This window comes from Streptomyces sp. CB02009 (genome assembly GCF_001905825.1).
Classification (GTDB): domain Bacteria; phylum Actinomycetota; class Actinomycetes; order Streptomycetales; family Streptomycetaceae; genus Streptomyces.
Map to the genome: position 1 here is coordinate 89,383 of NZ_LIVV01000002.1, position 17,691 is coordinate 107,073.

At 72.9% G+C, this 17,691-nt stretch carries 13 protein-coding genes and 1 pseudogene; all 14 read left to right on the plus strand.

From position 1 onward, the window contains the following. Positions 1 to 12: 12 nt before the first annotated feature. A pseudogene (locus AMK27_RS07820) lies at positions 13 to 513 on the plus strand (isochorismatase family protein); the annotation flags it as partial. Between the two features lie 152 nt (positions 514 to 665). Then, complete coding sequence (locus AMK27_RS07825) at positions 666 to 1,049, plus strand: hypothetical protein (RefSeq protein WP_030320224.1); 384 nt, start codon at positions 666 to 668, stop codon at positions 1,047 to 1,049. Positions 1,050 to 1,223: 174 nt separating this feature from the next. Beyond that, entirely contained in the window at positions 1,224 to 2,180 is a 957-nt protein-coding gene (locus tag AMK27_RS07830; RefSeq protein WP_073904214.1) for a beta-ketoacyl-ACP synthase III, read from the plus strand. Positions 2,181 to 2,456: 276 nt separating this feature from the next. Then, positions 2,457 to 3,017, plus strand: coding sequence for a hypothetical protein (locus AMK27_RS07835; protein WP_073904215.1), 561 nt, complete (start codon positions 2,457 to 2,459; stop codon positions 3,015 to 3,017). A 227-nt stretch (positions 3,018 to 3,244) separates the two neighbouring features. Next, positions 3,245 to 3,898 (plus strand): class F sortase, encoded by a 654-nt coding sequence (locus tag AMK27_RS07840; RefSeq protein ID WP_073904216.1) that lies wholly within the window; start codon positions 3,245 to 3,247, stop codon positions 3,896 to 3,898. A 155-nt stretch (positions 3,899 to 4,053) separates the two neighbouring features. Continuing rightward, entirely contained in the window at positions 4,054 to 5,235 is a 1,182-nt protein-coding gene (locus AMK27_RS07845; RefSeq protein WP_073904217.1) for an ROK family transcriptional regulator, read from the plus strand. Positions 5,236 to 5,558: 323 nt separating this feature from the next. Continuing rightward, entirely contained in the window at positions 5,559 to 7,046 is a 1,488-nt protein-coding gene (locus tag AMK27_RS07855) for a sugar ABC transporter ATP-binding protein (RefSeq protein WP_073904219.1), read from the plus strand. Further along, positions 7,043 to 8,041 (plus strand): ABC transporter permease, encoded by a 999-nt coding sequence (locus AMK27_RS07860; protein ID WP_073904220.1) that lies wholly within the window; start codon positions 7,043 to 7,045, stop codon positions 8,039 to 8,041. Before AMK27_RS07855 ends, AMK27_RS07860 begins: the two co-directional genes overlap by 4 nt. A 119-nt stretch (positions 8,042 to 8,160) precedes the next feature. Then, positions 8,161 to 9,198, plus strand: coding sequence for a substrate-binding domain-containing protein (locus AMK27_RS07865; protein ID WP_073904221.1), 1,038 nt, complete (start codon positions 8,161 to 8,163; stop codon positions 9,196 to 9,198). A gap of 130 nt (positions 9,199 to 9,328) precedes the next feature. Beyond that, positions 9,329 to 10,603 carry a Gfo/Idh/MocA family protein gene (locus AMK27_RS07870; RefSeq protein ID WP_241847383.1) on the plus strand — a complete coding sequence of 425 codons (1,275 nt, stop codon included), beginning with the start codon at positions 9,329 to 9,331 and terminating at the stop codon, positions 10,601 to 10,603. Between the two features lie 13 nt (positions 10,604 to 10,616). Next, complete coding sequence (locus tag AMK27_RS07875) at positions 10,617 to 11,621, plus strand: sugar phosphate isomerase/epimerase family protein (protein ID WP_073904223.1); 1,005 nt, start codon at positions 10,617 to 10,619, stop codon at positions 11,619 to 11,621. A 245-nt stretch (positions 11,622 to 11,866) separates the two neighbouring features. Next, a complete protein-coding gene (locus AMK27_RS07880) occupies positions 11,867 to 15,595 on the plus strand; it encodes a ThuA domain-containing protein (RefSeq protein ID WP_073904225.1) in 3,729 nt (1,242 codons plus the stop codon). 146 nt (positions 15,596 to 15,741) lie between these two features. Continuing rightward, entirely contained in the window at positions 15,742 to 16,992 is a 1,251-nt protein-coding gene (locus AMK27_RS07885) for an inositol-3-phosphate synthase (protein ID WP_107425512.1), read from the plus strand. Then, positions 16,989 to 17,691 (plus strand): SCO3242 family prenyltransferase (locus AMK27_RS07890; RefSeq protein WP_079188292.1); only part of this gene is annotated, 703 nt, incomplete at its 3' end. The genes AMK27_RS07885 and AMK27_RS07890, both read left to right, overlap by 4 nt.

Sequence of the window (17,691 nt, forward strand, 5' to 3'; positions counted from 1 at the left end):
TACGGTGCTCCCATGCCCGCACTCGATTCCGGCCGCACCGCGCTCGTCCTCGTCGACCTCATGGAACGCATCGTCGCGCTGCCCCTCGCGCCCCGCCCCGGCACCGACGTCCTCACGGCCGCCGCCCGGCTCGCCGACACCTTCCGCGCCGCCGACGCGCCCGTCGTCCACATCCGGGTCGAACGCCCGAACGTCGAGTCCCAGCCGCCCGGCAGCGAACTCGTCGCCGACCTCGTCCGGGACGGCGAGCCCGTCGTCGTCAAGCGCACCATCGGCGGCTTCCAGGACACCGGCCTCCACGAACTCCTCACCGGGTTCGGCGCCACCACCCTCGTCCTCGGCGGCATCGCCACCAACCTCGGGGTCGAGTCCACCGCCCGCGCGGCCGGCGACCTCGGCTACGACCTCGTCTTCGCCGAGGACGCCATGAGCGCGCTCACCGCCGACGAGCACCGCGCCTCCGTCGACCTCGACTTCCCCCGCCTCGGCACGGTCGCCCCCGTCGCCGAGATCACCCTGGAACCCTCCGCCTCCGCGAGCACCCCGGACGGGGCCGCCTCCGCCGGTGCCTCGGACGCGCCCGTTTCCGCCGGTGCCCCGGACGCGCCCGCCTCCGCGAGCACCTCGGACGGTCCGGCTTCCGCCAGCACCCCGGACGGCCGCGCGTGACCCCGGTCCCGATACGTTACGGGGCCCGCCCCTGCTCCCTCGTCGTCTGCCGGGGCTGCTGCTGCGGCGACGCCCGCAAGAACCCCGGCACCGACCACGCCGGGCAGCTCGCCCGCCTCCGCGAGGCCGCCGCGGCCTCCGGCGGCCGGCTCGCCGTCCGTACGAGCGACTGCCTCGGCCCCTGCGCACAGGCCAACATCGTCGTCGTCCAGCCCTCCACCGAGGGCCGGCGGCGCGGCGGCCGGGCGGCCTGGGTCGCCTTCACCCTCGACCAGGACTCCCTCGACGACATCCTCGCCTGGACGGCCGCCGGCGGCCCCGGCATCGCCCCGCCCCCGGCCACCCTCGCCCTCCAGATGATCGACCCGCCGAAGAACTGACCCCGCCCACGGGTCCCCCACGATGCCGTGGGGCCCGTGGGGCGTACGGGCCCTTGTCACGGTCGGCCAAGGGGTACGGGTGAATCTTGGTGGTTTACGTCACCTGTTACCCATCAGTCGCTGGCAACACTGGGAAATCCTGCCGGACGATCGAACCACCGAGGGGGTCCCGGGATGACGGGCACTCGCATTGCCGCGCTCGGGCACTACCAGCCCGCCAAGGTGCTCACCAACCACGACCTCGCGGAGTTGGTCGACACCGACGACGCGTGGATCACCAGCCGGGTCGGCATCCGCACCCGGCACATCGGGGGTCCCGACGAACCCGTCGACGAGCTCGCCGCGCACGCGGCGGGCAAGGCCCTGGCCGCCGCCGGGCTCACCCCCGACGACATCGACCTCGTGCTCGTCGCGACCTCCACGGCCATCGACCGCTCGCCCAACACGGCCGCCCGCGTCGCCGCCCGCCTCGGCATGACCTCGCCGGCCACCATGGACCTCAACGTGGTCTGCGCCGGGTTCACCCACGCCCTGGCCACCGCCGACCACGCGGTACGGGCCGGCGGGTCCCGCCGCGCGCTGGTGATCGGCGCCGACAAGATGAGCGCCGTGGCCGACTGGACCGACCGCACCACCTGCGTCCTCGTCGGCGACGGCGCGGGCGCCGCGATCGTCGAGGCCGTGGACGACGAGGAGCCGGGGGCCGTGCGCGGCATCGGCCCGGTCCTGTGGGGCTCGGTCCCGGAGATGGGCCACGCCGTCCGCATCGAGGGCACCCCGCCGCGCTTCGCGCAGGAGGGCCAGAGCGTCTACCGCTGGGCCACCCAGCAGCTGCCCGCCCTCGCCCGGCAGGCCTGCGAGCGGTCCGGCATCGGCCCCGAGGAGCTCGCGGGCGTCGTCCTGCACCAGGCCAACCTGCGGATCATCGAGCCGCTCGCCGCCAAGATCGGCGCCGTCAACGCGATCGTCGCCCGCGATGTCGTCGACTCCGGCAACACGTCGGCGGCCTCCATCCCGCTGGCCCTCGCCAAGCTCGTCGAACGCGGCGAACTCGCCTCCGGCGCCCCGGTCCTCCTCTTCGGCTTCGGCGGCAACCTGTCGTACGCGGGCCAGGTCGTCCGGGTGCCGTAGCGCGAGGCCGTTCCGTGCCGAGCCCGGGTGCCGTGGCGCGAGGCCGTTCCGTGCCGAGCCCGGGTGCCGTGGCGCGAGGCCGTCGCGGTCCGCGGTCGGCGCCCGGGTCCGTCCCGCGTGCTCCGTCCGCCGAGCCCCGTCCGCCGTGCCCCGTTCGGCGGCGCCCCGTTGGCGGCGCGCCGGTGGCGGACCTAGCTTCGATCGCGGTGAGGGTCGTCGTATTCCGGGCACGGAATCGCTCCGTGGCCGATCCCTCCCGTGATCTGGAGGACCGTCATGCGCGCGATACGTGCCGCTTCCGCCGCCCTGCTGAGCGCCGCCGCCGTGGTCGCCACGGTCGCGCCGGCCGCCATGGCGGGCGAGGACGACCACAACGTCACGTCGTTCGGCTTCTCCGTCAGTCCCGAGACCGTCGCCCCCGGCGGCAGCGTGACGCTGAAGTCCGACGGCTGCGAAGTGCCGTCGGTGACCGTCACCTCCGGGGTGTTCGACACCGTGACCCTCAACGAGGGCCGTTCCGGCAACGCCACCGTGGACATCGACGCCAAGGCCGGCGCCCAGTACGAGATCACCTTCGACTGCAAGGGCGAGCGGGGCACCGCCACCCTCACCATCTCCCAGGGCGGCACCGGAGGTCACCCCACCGGGCACGAGGAGAGCCCGCCGCCCGGAGCGCACAAGGGCGTGAAGGCCGGCTACGGCACCGCGGCCGCCTCCGGCGCGGACACCGACGGCCTCGGTGTCACCGAGGTGGTCACGGGTGTGCTGCTCATCGTCGGGGCGCTCGGCGCCGCCGTCGTCCTGACCCGCCGCCGCGCCACCGACGGCCGCCTCTGACGGCCGGGACCGGCCAGGTCCGAAACGGCCCCTCCGCCCCGGTGTGACGAGGTCCGGGACGGAGGGGCGCCACAACCGGCGGGCGCCCGCGCACGGGCGCCCGCCGGGCACGCGGTCAGAGCACGCGGTCAGAGCACGCGGTCAGAGCACGCGGCCAAGGGCACGGGCGACGCACGCGAGCCAGGGCACGGGCGACGGACGGACGACGCGCGAGGAGGAGAGCGGGCGTGGGGCGGTCGGACACGACGGGGCGGCACGGCGCGTGGGGGCTCGTCGCCGTCGTCCTCCTCGTCGGCGTCCACCTCGTGCGCGGCGGCACGGACGAGATCCGGGCCGACGGGCCCCCGCAGCCGCTCTCCGCCGCCGCACCCGACGGCAGCCGCGCCGAAGCGGCGCTCGTCCCCGCCTCCACACCCGACCCGCTGCCCCCGTCGACCCCGCTGCGGGTCCGCGTCCCGGCCGTCCGGATCGACGCGCCGGTCACCAAGGTCGGGCTCGACGCCGACGGCTGGATCGAGGCCCCGCCGCCCGAGGAGAACCGGCTCGCGGGCTGGTTCACCGGCGCGGTCACCCCCGGCGAGCGCGGTACCGCCGTCGTCGTCGGGCATGTCGACGTACCCGGCGGCCGGGCCGTCTTCTACGACCTCGGCGCCCTCCGCAAGGGGCACCGCGTGGAGATCGCGCGCCGCGACGGCAGGACCGCCGTCTTCGCCGTGTACGGGGTGGAGGTCGTCCCCAAGGAGGGCTTCCCCGCCGACCGGGTCTACGGCGACGCCGGCGCGCCCGAGCTGCGCCTGATCACCTGCGGCGGCGCCTTCACCGAGGAGAACGGCTATGCGGGCAACGTGGTGGTCTCGGCCCGCCTGGTCGAGGTCCGCTGACTCTTCTCCCGCCCACGCCCCCTTCTTTGTCCCCAACCGGGAAAAAGTCGGGGCGGATTCCTGCGCAACTTCTTCCCACTCCGGTACACCGCTGCTACGTTCCCCTCGAAAGCACGAAGGCGAGCACGTACGAGAGGGAGGGGCGCGTGAGACGCATGACGGCACGACCTGCCAACCGGCATCAGGCGCGACTTCTCAGACTGCTGCGCGACGGAGGGCCCAACTCCCGCGCACAGCTGGGAGATCAGATCGATCTCTCCCGCTCCAAGCTCGCCGTCGAGGTCGACCGGCTCCTGGAGACCGGTCTCGTCGTCGCCGACGGCTTCGCCGCCTCCCGGGGCGGCCGCCGCTCGCACAACATCCGGCTCGCGCCCGAACTCCGCTTCCTCGGCATCGACATCGGCGCCACCTCCATCGATGTCGCCGTCACCAACGCCGAGTTGGAGGTGCTCGGGCACCTCAACCACCCCATGGACGTCCGCGAGGGCCCCGTCGCCGTCTTCGAACAGGCCCTGTCGATGGCGGCGAAGCTCCGCTCCACCGGGCTCGCCGAAGGCTTCGACGGTGCCGGCATCGGCGTCCCCGGCCCCGTCCGCTTCCCCGAGGGCGTCCCCGTCGCGCCGCCGATCATGCCCGGCTGGGACGGCTTCCCCGTACGGGAGGCACTCAGCCAGGAACTCGGCTGCCCCGTCATGGTCGACAACGACGTGAACCTCATGGCCATGGGGGAGCAGCACGCCGGCGTCGCCCGCTCGGTCGGCGACTTCCTCTGCGTCAAGATCGGCACCGGTATCGGCTGCGGCATCGTCGTCGGCGGAGAGGTCTACCGCGGTACGACGGGCAGCGCGGGCGACATCGGACACATCCAGGTCGAACCCGACGGCCGCCCCTGCGCCTGCGGCAACAACGGCTGCCTGGAGGCCCACTTCAGCGGCGCCGCGCTGGCCCGCGACGCCGAGGACGCGGCGCGCGGCGGCGGGTCGGAGGAGCTCGCCGCCCGGCTCGCCGCGGCGGGCCACCTCACCGCCGCCGACGTCGCGGCGGCGGCCGCCGCCGGAGACGCCACCTCGCTCGCCCTCATCCGTGAGGGCGGAAACCGGGTCGGGCAGGTCATCGCCGGACTCGTCAGCTTCTTCAACCCCGGTCTGGTGGTGATCGGAGGAGGAGTGACCGGCCTCGGTCACAACCTCCTCGCCAGCGTCCGCACCCAGGTCTACCGGCAGTCACTGCCGCTGGCCACCGGCAACCTGCCCATCGTCCTCGGCGAACTGGGCCAGACGGCCGGTGTCACGGGCGCGGCCCGCCTCATCAGCGACCACCTGTTCTCCCCGGCGTAACACCTCAGGGCAGCTCGTCGGCTTCCCGCCGGCGGTGCGCGGCATTCGTTCCTCCCGGGCCCCGGACCCCGTCCGGGACGCCCGGGGCGGAGCGGGTGGGCGCACGCCCCCACCGGCCCGTACCACCGGCCCGTACCACCGGCCCGTACCACCCGCCCGCACCGCCGGGCCCACGTCCACCCGCTCCGGCGCCACCCGCACCCGCCGAGGGGACCTCCGCCATGCCTCAAGAACCCCTAGAGCCCCAAGAATCTCAAGAGCCTCAAGAGAACCAAGAGCCCCAGGAACGACAAGAACCCCGAGGGCACCCGCCCCTCCTCACCATGTCCGGCATCACCAAGTCCTTCCCCGGCGTCCGCGCCCTCGACGGCGTGGACCTGGACGTCGCGCCCGGCGAGGTCCACTGCCTCCTCGGCCAGAACGGCGCCGGAAAGTCCACCCTCATCAAGGTCCTCGCCGGCGCCCACCAGCCCGACGAGGGCCGGATCACCTGGAACGGCTCACCCGTACGCCTCCGCTCCCCGAGCGCCGCCGTCCGCCTCGGCATCGCCACCATCTACCAGGAACTCGACCTCGTCGAAGGCCTCACCGTCGCCGAGAACGTCCACCTCGGCCATGAGCCCACCACCGCCGGATTCGTCCGCACCCGCGACGTGAGAGAGTCCACCACCGCCCTCTTGAAACGCCTCGGCCACCCCGAGATCGACCCCGCCCGCCGCGTCGGCGCGCTCTCCGCCGCCCAGCAGCAGATCGTCTCCATGGCCCGCGCCCTCTCCCACGACGTCCGCCTCATCGTCATGGACGAACCCTCCGCCGCCCTCGACCCCGACGAGGTCGCCAACCTCTTCCGGATCGTCGCCGACCTCACCGCCGACGGCGTCGCCGTGGTCTACATCTCCCACCGCCTGGAGGAGATCCGCCGCATCGGCGACCGCGTCACCGTCCTCAAGGACGGCCGCGCCGTCGCCCGCGGACTGCCCGCCGCCACCACTCCGACCCGTGAGGTCGTCGCCCTCATGACCGGCCGCGACGTCCCGTACGTGTTCCCCGAACGCCCGACCCGCCCGCCGACGGGCGAACCCGTACTCCGTGTCCAAGGACTCGCCAGGAAAGGCGAGTTCGAACCCCTCGACCTCGAACTCCGCCCCGGCGAGATCGTCGGCCTCGCCGGGCTCGTCGGCTCCGGCCGCTCCGAGATCCTGGAGACCGTCTACGGCGCGCGGAAGCCCACCGCCGGCCGGGTCACCGTCGACGGACGCCCCCTGCGCCCCGGCAGCGTCCCCGCCGCCGTCGCCGCCGGACTCGGCCTCGCCCCCGAGGAACGCAAGGCCCAGGGCCTGCTCCTGCTCGAATCCGTCACCCGCAACGTCTCCGTCTCCTCCCTCGCCCGCTTCTCCCGGGCCGGCTGGATCGACCGCGCCACCGAACGCGAGACCGCCAGGACCGCCACCCGCACCCTGTCCCTGCGCCCCGACCTCCCGGACGTCCCGGTCCGCACCCTCTCCGGCGGCAACCAGCAGAAGGCCGTGCTCGCCCGCTGGCTCCTCCGGGGCTGCCGCGTCCTCCTCCTCGACGAACCCACCCGGGGCGTCGACGTCGGCGCCCGCGCCGAGCTGTACGCGGTCATCCGCGGGCTCGCCGACGACGGCCTCGCCGTCCTCCTCGTCTCCAGCGAGGTCCCCGAGGTCCTCGGCCTCGCCGACCGCGTCCTGGTCCTCCGCGAGGGCCGGGTCGTCCACGAGGCACCCGCCCGTGACCTCGACGAACACCGCGTACTCGACCTCGTGATGGAAGGGAGCCCTGCGGCATGACGCTCACCACCCCGGCCAAGGCGCCGCCCCGGGAGGGACGTTGGCGCACCCTCGGCCTCAGGGCCGACGTCCGCAACCTGTCGCTGCTCGGCGTCCTCGCCGTACTGATCGTCGTCGGCGGCCTCACCCGTCCCGCCGAGTTCCTCGCCACCTCCAACCTCCAACTCGTGCTCACCCAGGCCTCCGTGATCGGCGTCGTCACCGTCGGCATGACCTTCGTCATCACCAGCGGCGGCATCGACCTCTCCGTCGGCGCCATCGTCGCCCTCGCCTCCGTCTGGGCCACGACCCTCGCCACCCAGGAGTTCGGCTTCGCCGGCATCCTCTTCACGGCCGTCGCCGTCGGACTCGGCTGCGGCCTCGTGAACGGCGTCCTCGTCGCGTACGGCGGCATGGTCCCGTTCATCGCGACCCTCGCCATGCTGGCCTCGGCACGCGGCCTCGCCCTCCAGATCACCGACGGGAAGACGCAGATCGTCACCGTCCCCTCCGTCCTCGACCTCGGCCTCCCCGACGCCTACGTCCTCGGCATCCCGCCGCTCGTCCTCGTCTTCGCGGCCGTCACCGCCGCCGGCTGGCTCCTCCTCAACCGGACCACCTTCGGCCGCCGCACCATCGCCGTCGGCGGAAACCCGGAGGCCGCCCGCCTCGCCGGCATCGACGTACGCCGCCAGCGGCTCTTCCTCTACCTGCTCTCCGGACTGTGCTGCGGCATCGCCGCCTTCCTGCTCATCGTGCTCGCCGGCTCCGGCCAGAACACCAACGGCAACCTCTACGAGCTGGACGCGATCGCCGCCGCCATCATCGGCGGCACCCTCCTCAGCGGCGGCCGGGGCACCATCGTCGGCTCCGTCCTCGGCGTCCTCGTCTTCACGACGATCACCAACATCTTCGCGCTCAACAACCTGCAGAGCGACGTCCAGCAGATCGCCAAGGGCGCGATCATCGTCGCCGCCGTCCTGCTCCAGCGCCGCACGGTCCGCGACGGAACCTGACCGGACCACCGCCGAAAACCCGCCCGGACCACTGCCGAAAACCCCCCGGACCACCGCCGAAAACCCGCCCCTCACCACCACCCCCTTCACCACCACCCGCTCGGAAGGGATCCACCGCCATGCCCGAAACCAGCCGCAGACACCTCCTCCTCGGCGGCGCGGCCGTCTCCGCCGGCGCCCTGCTCACGGCCTGTACGAGCAACGAGCCGAAGAACCAGTCGCCCGTCGGGAGCGCCGCGCCGGCCGCCGACGACAAGCCCGGCACCCCCGTCACCATCGGCTTCGCCGGCCCGCAGGCCGACCACGGCTGGCTCAACGCCATCAACGACAACGCCGAGCGGCGCGCCAAGAAGTACTCCGACGTCACCCTGGAGATCACCGAGGGCTCCAACGACACCGCCACCCAGATCGGCCAGGTCCAGACCCTCATCAACAAGAAGGTCGACGTCCTCGTCATCCTCCCCGCCGACGGCAAGGCCCTCACCCAGATCGGCCTCCAGGCCATGAAGGCCGGCATCCCGGTCATCAACCTCGACCGGATCTTCGCCTCCCCGCAGGCCTACCGCTGCTGGATCGGCGGCGACAACTACGGCATGGGCCTCAACGCCGGCAACTTCATCGGCGAACAGCTCAAGGACAAGCCGAACGCCACCGTCGTCGAACTCGCCGGCATGGACAGCCTCGAACTCACCAAGCAGCGCACCCAGGGCTTCGACGACGCCCTCAAGAACTACCCCAACATCCGCAAGGTCGCCCGCCAGGCCGCCGACTTCACCGTCGAGTCGGGACAGGCGAAGATGGCCCAACTCCTCCAGGCCCAGTCGAAGTTCGACGCCCTGTGGAACCACGACGACGACCAGGGCGTCGGCGCGCTCCGAGCCGTCGCCCAGGCCGGCCGCAAGGACTTCCTCATGGTCGGCGGCGCCGGCGCCAAGTCCGCCATGGACGCCATCAAGGCCGACACCGGAGTCCTCAAGGCCACCGTCCTCTACCCGCCGACCATGGCCGCCTCCGCGATCGACCTCGCCCGCGCCCTCGGCCAGAAGAAGGGCGTCGGCGGCATGTCCGAGCTGGAGATCCCCGCCTCGATCACCCTCTACTCGGCCGTCGTCACCAAGGAGAACGTCGACGAGTACCTGCCCACCGGCTTCAGCTGACCGACCGGGCCGCCGGGTCCCGCCAGCCCGCACCCGGGCGGCCCCCCGGGCCGTCCGGCCGGACCGGTCCCCGGCGGCCCGACCGCCCCGGGGAGCAGCAACTCGCCGCACCACGAAACGGAGGAACCGTATGGAACAGACGGAGAGCGGGGCCGCACCGCCGACGCTCGGCATCGGCATGGTCGGCTACGCGTTCATGGGAGCCGCCCACTCACAGGGCTGGCGCACCGCGGGCCGCGTCTTCGACCTGCCGCTGCGACCCGTCCTCGCCGCCGTCGCGGGCCGTGACGCCACCGCCGTCCGGGCCGCCGCCCGACGGCACGGCTGGGCCGCCGCCGAAACCGACTGGCGCGCGCTGATCGCCCGCGACGACGTCCAGCTCGTCGACGTCTGCACCCCGGGCGACAGCCATGCGGAGATCGCCGTCGCCGCCCTGGAGGCCGGCAAGCACGTGCTGTGCGAGAAGCCGCTCGCCAACTCGGTCGCCGAGGCCGAGACCATGGCGGCGGCCGCCGAAGCGGCCGCCGCCCGCGGCCAGATCGCCATGGTCGGCTTCAACTACCGCCGCGTGCCCGCCCTTTCGTACGCCCGGCAGCTCATCGCCGACGGCCGCCTCGGCACCCTCCGGCACGTCCGCGTCAGCTACCTCCAGGACTGGCTGGTCGACCCCGCCTTCCCGCTCACCTGGCGCCTGGAACGAGAACACGCCGGCTCCGGCGCGCTCGGAGACCTGGGGGCGCACGCCGTCGACCTCGCCCAGTACCTGGCGGGGGAGCCGCTCGTCGGCGTCTCGGCGCTCACCGAGACCTTCGTACGGAAGCGCCCGCTGCTGTCGGGCGTCACCGCGGGCGGTCTCGCCGGGGGAGCGGGATCGGAGGCGTACGGGCAGGTCACCGTCGACGACGCGGCCCTGTTCACCGGGCGGCTCGCCTCCGGTGCGCTGGCCTCCTTCGAGGCCACCCGGATGGCCGCCGGCCGCAAGAACGCGCTACGGCTGGAGATCAACGGGGAGCGCGGCTCGCTCGCCTTCGACCTGGAGCGGCTCAACGAACTGTCCTTCCACGACCACACCGAACCGGCGGTCACGGCGGGCTTCCGCCGCATCCTGGTGACCGAACCCGACCACCCGTACCTGGACGGCTGGTGGCCACCCGGTCACGCGCTCGGCTACGAGCACACCTTCGCCCACCAGGCACGCGACCTGGTCCACGCCGTGGCGAGCGGCATCGCCCCGGCGCCCTCCTTCGCCGACGGCCTCCAGGTCCAGCGGGTCCTGGCCGCCGTGGAGGAGAGCGCCCGGAGCAACGCGGTCTACACCCCGGTCGGCTTCCCGGTCCACGCTGCTGCCGACGGATCAGCCGCGACGCCGCCCGAGACGCACGCCGACACATCCGTACCGAGCTAGGAGGCGCCCGACCGTGCCACGACCCTTCACGCTCTTCACCGGCCAGTGGGCCGACCTGCCCCTGGAGGAGGTCTGCCGGCTCGCCCGCGACTTCGGCTACGACGGCCTCGAACTCGCCTGCTGGGGCGATCACTTCGAGGTCGACAAGGCCCTCGCCGACCCGGCGTACGTCAAGGGCAGGCGCGAACTGCTCGACGCGTACGGGCTGAAGTGCTGGGCGATCTCCAACCACCTGGTGGGGCAGGCCGTCTGCGACCATCCGATCGACGAGCGCCACCAGGCGATCGTGCCCGCCCGGATCTGGGGCGACGGCGACGCCGAGGGCGTCCGGCAGCGGGCCGCCCGCGAACTCGCGGACACCGCCCGGGCCGCGGCCGCGCTCGGCGTCGACACCGTCATCGGTTTCACCGGCTCCTCCATCTGGCATCTGGTGGCGATGTTCCCGCCGGTCCCCGAGCGCATGGTCGAGCGCGGCTTCGAGGACTTCGCGGAACGGTGGAACCCGATCCTCGACGTCTTCGACGCCGAGGGCGTCCGCTTCGCGCACGAGGTCCACCCCAGCGAGATCGCCTACGACTACTGGACCACCCAGCGGGCCCTGGACGCCGTCGACCGGCGTCCCGCCTTCGGGCTCAACTTCGATCCCAGCCACTTCGTGTGGCAGGACCTCGACCCCGTCGGCTTCCTGTGGGACTTCCGCGACCGGATCTACCACGTGGACTGCAAGGAGGCCCGCAAGCGGCTCGACGGACGGAACGGCCGGCTCGGCTCCCATCTGCCCTGGGGCGACCCCCGGCGCGGCTGGGACTTCGTCTCAGCGGGACACGGCGACGTGCCCTGGGAGGACGTCTTCCGGATGCTCCGGTCCATCGGCTACGCGGGACCCGTCTCCGTGGAGTGGGAGGACGCCGGCATGGACCGGCTGACCGGTGCCCCCGAGGCGCTGTCCTTCCTCAAGCGGTACGACTTCGATCCCCCGGCCGCCTCCTTCGACGCGGCCTTCGGGACCGCCGACTGAGGTGAAGGCGCAGGTCCGTGCCGGGCGGCGAGGTGCCGCCCGGCCGGTCCGCGCTGCCCGCGAGAGGCTTTGTCCTGTCGCGGGGAAAAGTTCGACCGCGCTGGTGCGCAAGGGCTTTCCGTGGTGGACGAACCCGGCTACGGTCCCTGATGTGTACATGGCGTAACAGTGAGATGAGACCAGCGTGACGGCGCACGCCGGTCCCCGGACCACCCGCACACCCGGCCCGAATCCGGAGGACACCCGTGCACAGAAAACGACTCCGCGCCAGGAAGTCGCTCGCCCTGCTCACCATCGGACTGCTCGCCCTCGGCGCCCCCCAGGGCCTCGCCGCCGAACCCGAAGGCCCCACCCCCGGCGGAACCGCCGCATCCGCCGCCCCGGCCGCTTCCGCCGCCTCGGCCGCCTCGGCCGCCGAGGAATTCCAGCAGATCACCCTCGCCAAGGGCGGCGAGGAAGTCGGCGAACCCATGTCCCTCGCCGTACTCCCGGACCGCAGCGTCCTCCACACCTCCCGCAACGGCGAACTCCGCCGCACCGACGCCGCCGGCAACACCACCGTCATCGGCACCGTCCCCGTCTACTCCCACGACGAGGAAGGCCTCCAGGGCATCGGCCTCGACCCGGACTTCGCCCGGAACAAGGCCCTCTACCTCTACTACGCCCCGCCCCTCGACACCCCCGCCGGCGACGCCCCCGAGAACGGCACCGCCGCCGACTTCGCGCAGTACGACGGCGTCAACCGCCTCTCCCGCTTCACCCTGAAGGCCGACGGCACCCTCGACAACGCCAGCGAGAAGAAGGTCATCGACATCCCCGCCACCCGCGGGATCTGCTGCCACGTCGGCGGCGACATCGACTTCGACGCCCAGGGCAACCTCTACCTCTCCACCGGCGACGACTCCAACCCCTTCGCCTCCGACGGCTTCACCCCCATCGACGAACGCCCCGGCCGCAACCCCGCCTTCGACGCCCGCCGCACCTCCGGCAACACCAACGACCTCCGCGGCAAGATCCTCCGCATCAAGGTCGCCGACGACGGCACCTACACCGTCCCCGAAGGCAACCTCTTCGCCCCCGGCACCGCCAAGACCCGGCCCGAGATCTACGCCATGGGCTTCCGCAACCCCTTCCGCTTCAGCGTCGACAAGGCCACCGGCATCCTCTACGTCGGCGACTACGGCCCCGACGCCGGCGCCGCCGACCCCCTGCGCGGCCCCGCCGGACAGGTCGAGTTCGCCCGCGTCACCAAGCCCGGAAACTTCGGCTGGCCCTTCTGCACCGGCGACAACGACCCCTACGTCGACTACGACTTCGCCACCAAGACCTCCGGCGCCCGCTACGACTGCGCCGCCCTCACCAACGACTCCCCGTACAACACCGGACTCGTCGACCTGCCGCCCGCCGAACCCGCCTGGATCCCCTACAACGGCGGCTCCGTACCCGAGTTCGGCACCGGCTCCGAATCACCCATGGGCGGCCCGGTCTACCGCTACGACCCCGCCAACCCCTCCCCGGTCAAGTTCCCCGAGGCCTACGACGGCGACTTCTTCGCCGGCGAGTTCGGCCGCCGCTGGATCAAGCGCGTCGACCAGGACGCCGACGGCACCGTCGCCTCCATCAACGACGTCCCCTGGACCGGCACCCAGATCATGGACATGGCCTTCGGCCCCGACGGAGCCCTCTACGTCCTCGACTACGGCACCGCCTGGTTCGGCGGCGACCACAACTCCGGCCTCTACCGCATCGAGAACGCCACCGGCGGACGCTCCCCGGTCGCCGAAGCGAGCGCGAACAAGACCTCCGGCACCGCCCCCCTCAAGGTCGCCTTCTCCTCCGCCGGCACCACCGACGGCGACGGCGACACCCTCACCTACACCTGGGACTTCGGCGACGGCGGCACCGCCACCACCGCCCACCCCACCCACACCTACCGCAAGAACGGCACCTACACCGCCACCGTGACGGCCAAGGACACCACCGGCCGCACCGGCTCCGCCTCCGTCCACGTCGTCGTCGGCAACACCGCCCCCAAGGTCACCCTCGAACTCCCCGCGGAAGGCGCCCTCTTCTCCTTCGGCGACGACATCCCCTTCAAGGTCACCGTCACCGACCCCGAAGACGGCACCATCGACTGCACCAAGGTCAAGGTCACCTACGTCCTCGGCCACGACAGCCACGGCCACCCCGTCACCACCGCCAACGGCTGCACCGGCACCATCAAGACCTCCGCCGACGGCGGCCACGACGACGACGCCAACATCTTCGCCGTCTTCGACGCCGAGTACACCGACGGCGGAGGCGGCGGCCAGGCCGCCCTCACCACCCACGACCAGGCCAAACTCCAGCCCCGCCACCGCCAGGCCGAACACTTCGACGCCCAGAACGGCGTCAACCTCTACGACAAGACCCAGGCCAACGGCGGCCGCACCGTCGGCGACATCAACGACGGCGACTGGATCTCCTTCAAGCCCTACAACGTCACCGGAGCCACCAAGCTCACCGCCCGCATCTCCTCCGGCGGCAACGGCGGCTTCCTCGAAGTCCGCACCGGCTCACCCACCGGACCCCTCCACGGCTCCGTACCCGTCCCCGTCACCGGAAGCTGGGAGACCTTCCAGGACATCGACGTCCCCCTGCGGAACCTGCCCCGCAAGACCACCGAACTCTTCCTCGTCTTCAAGGGCGGCACCGGCGCCCTCTACGACCTCGACGACTTCACCTTCTCCAGCACCCCCGCGAACCGCGACGCCAAACGCGTCCTGGTCTTCTCCAAGACCGCCGGCTTCCGCCACGACTCCATCGGCACCGGCATCACCGCCCTCAAGGAACTCGGCGCCACCAGCAACATCGTGATCGACAGCACCGAAGAACCACGCCAGTTCACCACCGGCAACCTCGCCCGCTACGACGCCGTCGTCTTCCTCTCCACCACCGGCGACGTCCTCGACACCGACCAGCAGAAGGCCTTCGAGAACTACGTCTCCACCGGCGGCGGCTACATGGGCGTCCACGCGGCGGCCGACACCGAATACGACTGGAGCTTCTACGGCGGACTCGTCGGCGCCTACTTCCAGTCCCACCCGCAGATCCAGCCCGCCACCGTCCGCGCCGAGGACCACACCCACCCCGCCACCGCCCACATCGACGGCCCCTGGCAGCGCACCGACGAGTGGTACAACTACCGCACCAACCCCCGCGACCAGGCCCGCGTCCTCGCCACCCTCGACGAGACCACCTACCAGGGCGGCACCATGAAGGGCGACCACCCCATCGCCTGGTGCCAGACCTACGGCGGAGGCCGCTCCTTCTACACCGGCGGCGGCCACACCAAGGAGTCCTACGCCGAGCCCGCCTTCCGCCGACACCTGCTGGGCGGCCTCCGCTACGCCACCGGCCAGGTCAAGGCCGACTGCCGACCCCGGACCGGCTACCGCGACCTCTTCAACGGCGAGACCCGCGAAGGCTGGAAGCAGGCCGGACCCGGCGGCTTCGACATCGCCGACCGCCAACTCCACTCCACCGGCGGCATGGGCATGCTCTGGTACCAGGCCAAGGAACTCCGCTCCTACTCCCTCACCCTCGACTGGAAACTCACCGGCGACTCCAACTCCGGCGTCTTCGTCGGCTTCCCCGCAAGCGACGACCCCTGGTCCGCCGTGAACAACGGCTACGAGATCCAGATCGACGCCACGGACGCCGCCGACCGCACCACCGGAGCCGTCTACGGCTTCAAGTCCGCCAACCTCAAGGCCCGCGACCAGGCCCTCCGGCCGCCCGGCCAATGGAACACCTACGAGATCCGCGTCCAGGGCGAACGCCTCCAGGTCTTCCTCAACGGCATCAAGATCAACGACTTCACCAACACCGACCCCGCCCGCAGCCTCACCAGCGGCCACATCGGCATCCAGAACCACGGAGCCGCCGACCAGGCCGCCTTCCGCGACATCCGACTCAAGGAACTCCCCTCCTGACGGAGCTCCCCCGACCGGCTCCCGCACCCGGCTGACGGGAGCCCCCGCACGACGGTGGGCGGGGCGGCGCCGTACCCCCCGCCCACCGTCACCACCCCCACCACCCCCACCCCGCATTCCGCTGGACGAGCAGGGAGGCCGACGCCATGACCCACGCACCCCGCACCGGAATCTGGCTCATAGGCGCGAGAGGCTCCGTCGCCACCACCACCATGGTCGGCTGCGCCGCTCTCGTCGCCGGACTCCACCCACCCACCGGCATGGCCACCGAAACCCCCGAACTCGCCGACGCCGGCCTGCCCCCACTCGCCCACCTCGTCTTCGGCGGACACGACACCACCGACTGCCCGCTCCCCAAACGCGCCGAACAACTCACCACCGCCGGCGTCCTCCCGTACGGCCTCACCCGGACCGTCACCCGCGAGCTCGAGGCCGCCGACCGCGAGATCCGCCCAGGCGGCCCCGCCCCCGGCGACACCCGCACCGACGAACAGCTCATCACCGCCTTCACCCACGACCTGACGGACTTCCGCCGCCGCATTGGCCTGGACCGCGTCGTGGTCGTCAATGTGGCATCCACGGAGCCGGCGTCGGGGGGCGTCGGGCTCCCACCCAGCACCCTGTACGCCGCCGCCGCACTGCGCGCCGGATGCCCGTACGTCAACTTCACCCCGTCCACCGGCATCCGCCACCCCGCCCTCGCCGCCCCGCTCGCCGCGAGCCGGCTCCCGCACGCGGGCCGCGACGGCAAGACCGGCCAGACCCTGCTCCGCGCCGTCCTCGCCCCGATGTTCCGCCAGCGCGCCCTGACCGTACGCGCCTGGTCCGGCAGCAACCTCCTCGGCGGCGGCGACGGAGCCGCCCTCGCCGACCCGGCGGCCGCGGCCGCCAAGAACGCCGGGAAGGAACGCGTCCTCACCGACACCCTCGGCCACGGAGTCGAAGGCCAGGTCCACATCGACGACGTCCCCGCGATGGGGGAGTGGAAGACCGCCTGGGACCACATCGCCTTCGACGGCTTCCTCGGCACCCGCATGATCCTCCAGACCCTCTGGCAGGGCTGCGACTCCGCCCTCGCGGCCCCCCTCGTCCTCGACCTCGCACGCCTCACGGCCCGCGCCCACGAGAAGGGCGTCACAGGACCCCTGGAGGACCTCGCCTTCTACTTCAAGGACCCGGAAGGCACCCCACCGGCCGCACTGGCGGACCAGTACGACCGCCTGCTGACCTTCGGCCGCACCCTGGGCGACCACCCGGGGCCGACAGACGCGGAGACGGCGGACGCGGGGTCGCTGGACGCGGGAACGCCGGACGCGGGGCCGACGGACGCGGAGCCGGCGGACGCGGACCCGGGAGACACCGGGTCGGGACAGGCGCGGACGGGGACGGCCCGATGACGCGGCGGCGCACCGGCCGGGCGCAGGCCTGGGCGGAACTCCTGCGCGTATCGGCCCTGTTCTCGGTGCCCGGCGACGCCCTCGCGGGCGCCGCGGCGGCCGGAGTACGCCCCGGCCGGGGCACGCTCTGCGCCATCGGCGCCTCGCTCTGCCTGTACGAGGCGGGGATGGCCCTCAACGACTGGGCCGACCGGGCCGAGGACGCCGCAGAACGCCCCCACCGCCCCCTGCCCTCCGGACGCATCGCCCCGAGCGCCGCCCTCGCCGCCTCGGCGGCCCTGACGGCGGCGGGCCTGGCCCTGGCCTCCCGCGCGGGCCGCCCGCCCCTCGCGGTCGCCACCGCCCTCGCCGCCACGGTCTGGGCCTACGACCTCGGCCTGAAACACACCCCGGCGGGCCCCGGCACCATGGCCACGGCCCGCGCCCTCGACCTCCTCCTGGGCGCGACGGCCTCCACGGGCGGGAACCGCGGACCCCACCACCGGGCCCTCCACGCCCTGCCGTCCGCCGCCCTGCTCGGGGCGCACACCTACGCCGTCACCGCCGTCTCCCGCCACGAGACCCAGGGCGGCTCCACCCGCACCCCGCTCGCCGCACTCGCCGTCACCCTGGCGGTGGCCGGTGCGGCCTCGGGCGAGGTGCTCGGGGCGCGGCCCGCCACCACCATCTCCACCCCCTCCGGGCCCCCCGCCCCCGCCC

Excerpts from the sequence above, each read along its gene's own strand:
- AMK27_RS07855 (WP_073904219.1), top strand. The coding sequence starts at position 5,559 with ATGTCCGGCATCACCAAGTCCTTCCCCGGCGTCCGCGCCCTCGACGGC.
- AMK27_RS07860 (WP_073904220.1), top strand. The coding sequence starts at position 7,043 with ATGACGCTCACCACCCCGGCCAAGGCGCCGCCCCGGGAGGGACGTTGG.
- AMK27_RS07830 (WP_073904214.1), top strand. The coding sequence starts at position 1,224 with ATGACGGGCACTCGCATTGCCGCGCTCGGGCACTACCAGCCCGCCAAG.
- AMK27_RS07885 (WP_107425512.1), top strand. The coding sequence starts at position 15,742 with ATGACCCACGCACCCCGCACCGGAATCTGGCTCATAGGCGCGAGAGGC.
- AMK27_RS07865 (WP_073904221.1), top strand. The coding sequence starts at position 8,161 with ATGCCCGAAACCAGCCGCAGACACCTCCTCCTCGGCGGCGCGGCCGTC.
- AMK27_RS07870 (WP_241847383.1), top strand. The coding sequence starts at position 9,329 with ATGGAACAGACGGAGAGCGGGGCCGCACCGCCGACGCTCGGCATCGGC.
- AMK27_RS07845 (WP_073904217.1), top strand. The coding sequence starts at position 4,054 with ATGACGGCACGACCTGCCAACCGGCATCAGGCGCGACTTCTCAGACTG.
- AMK27_RS07835 (WP_073904215.1), top strand. The coding sequence starts at position 2,457 with ATGCGCGCGATACGTGCCGCTTCCGCCGCCCTGCTGAGCGCCGCCGCC.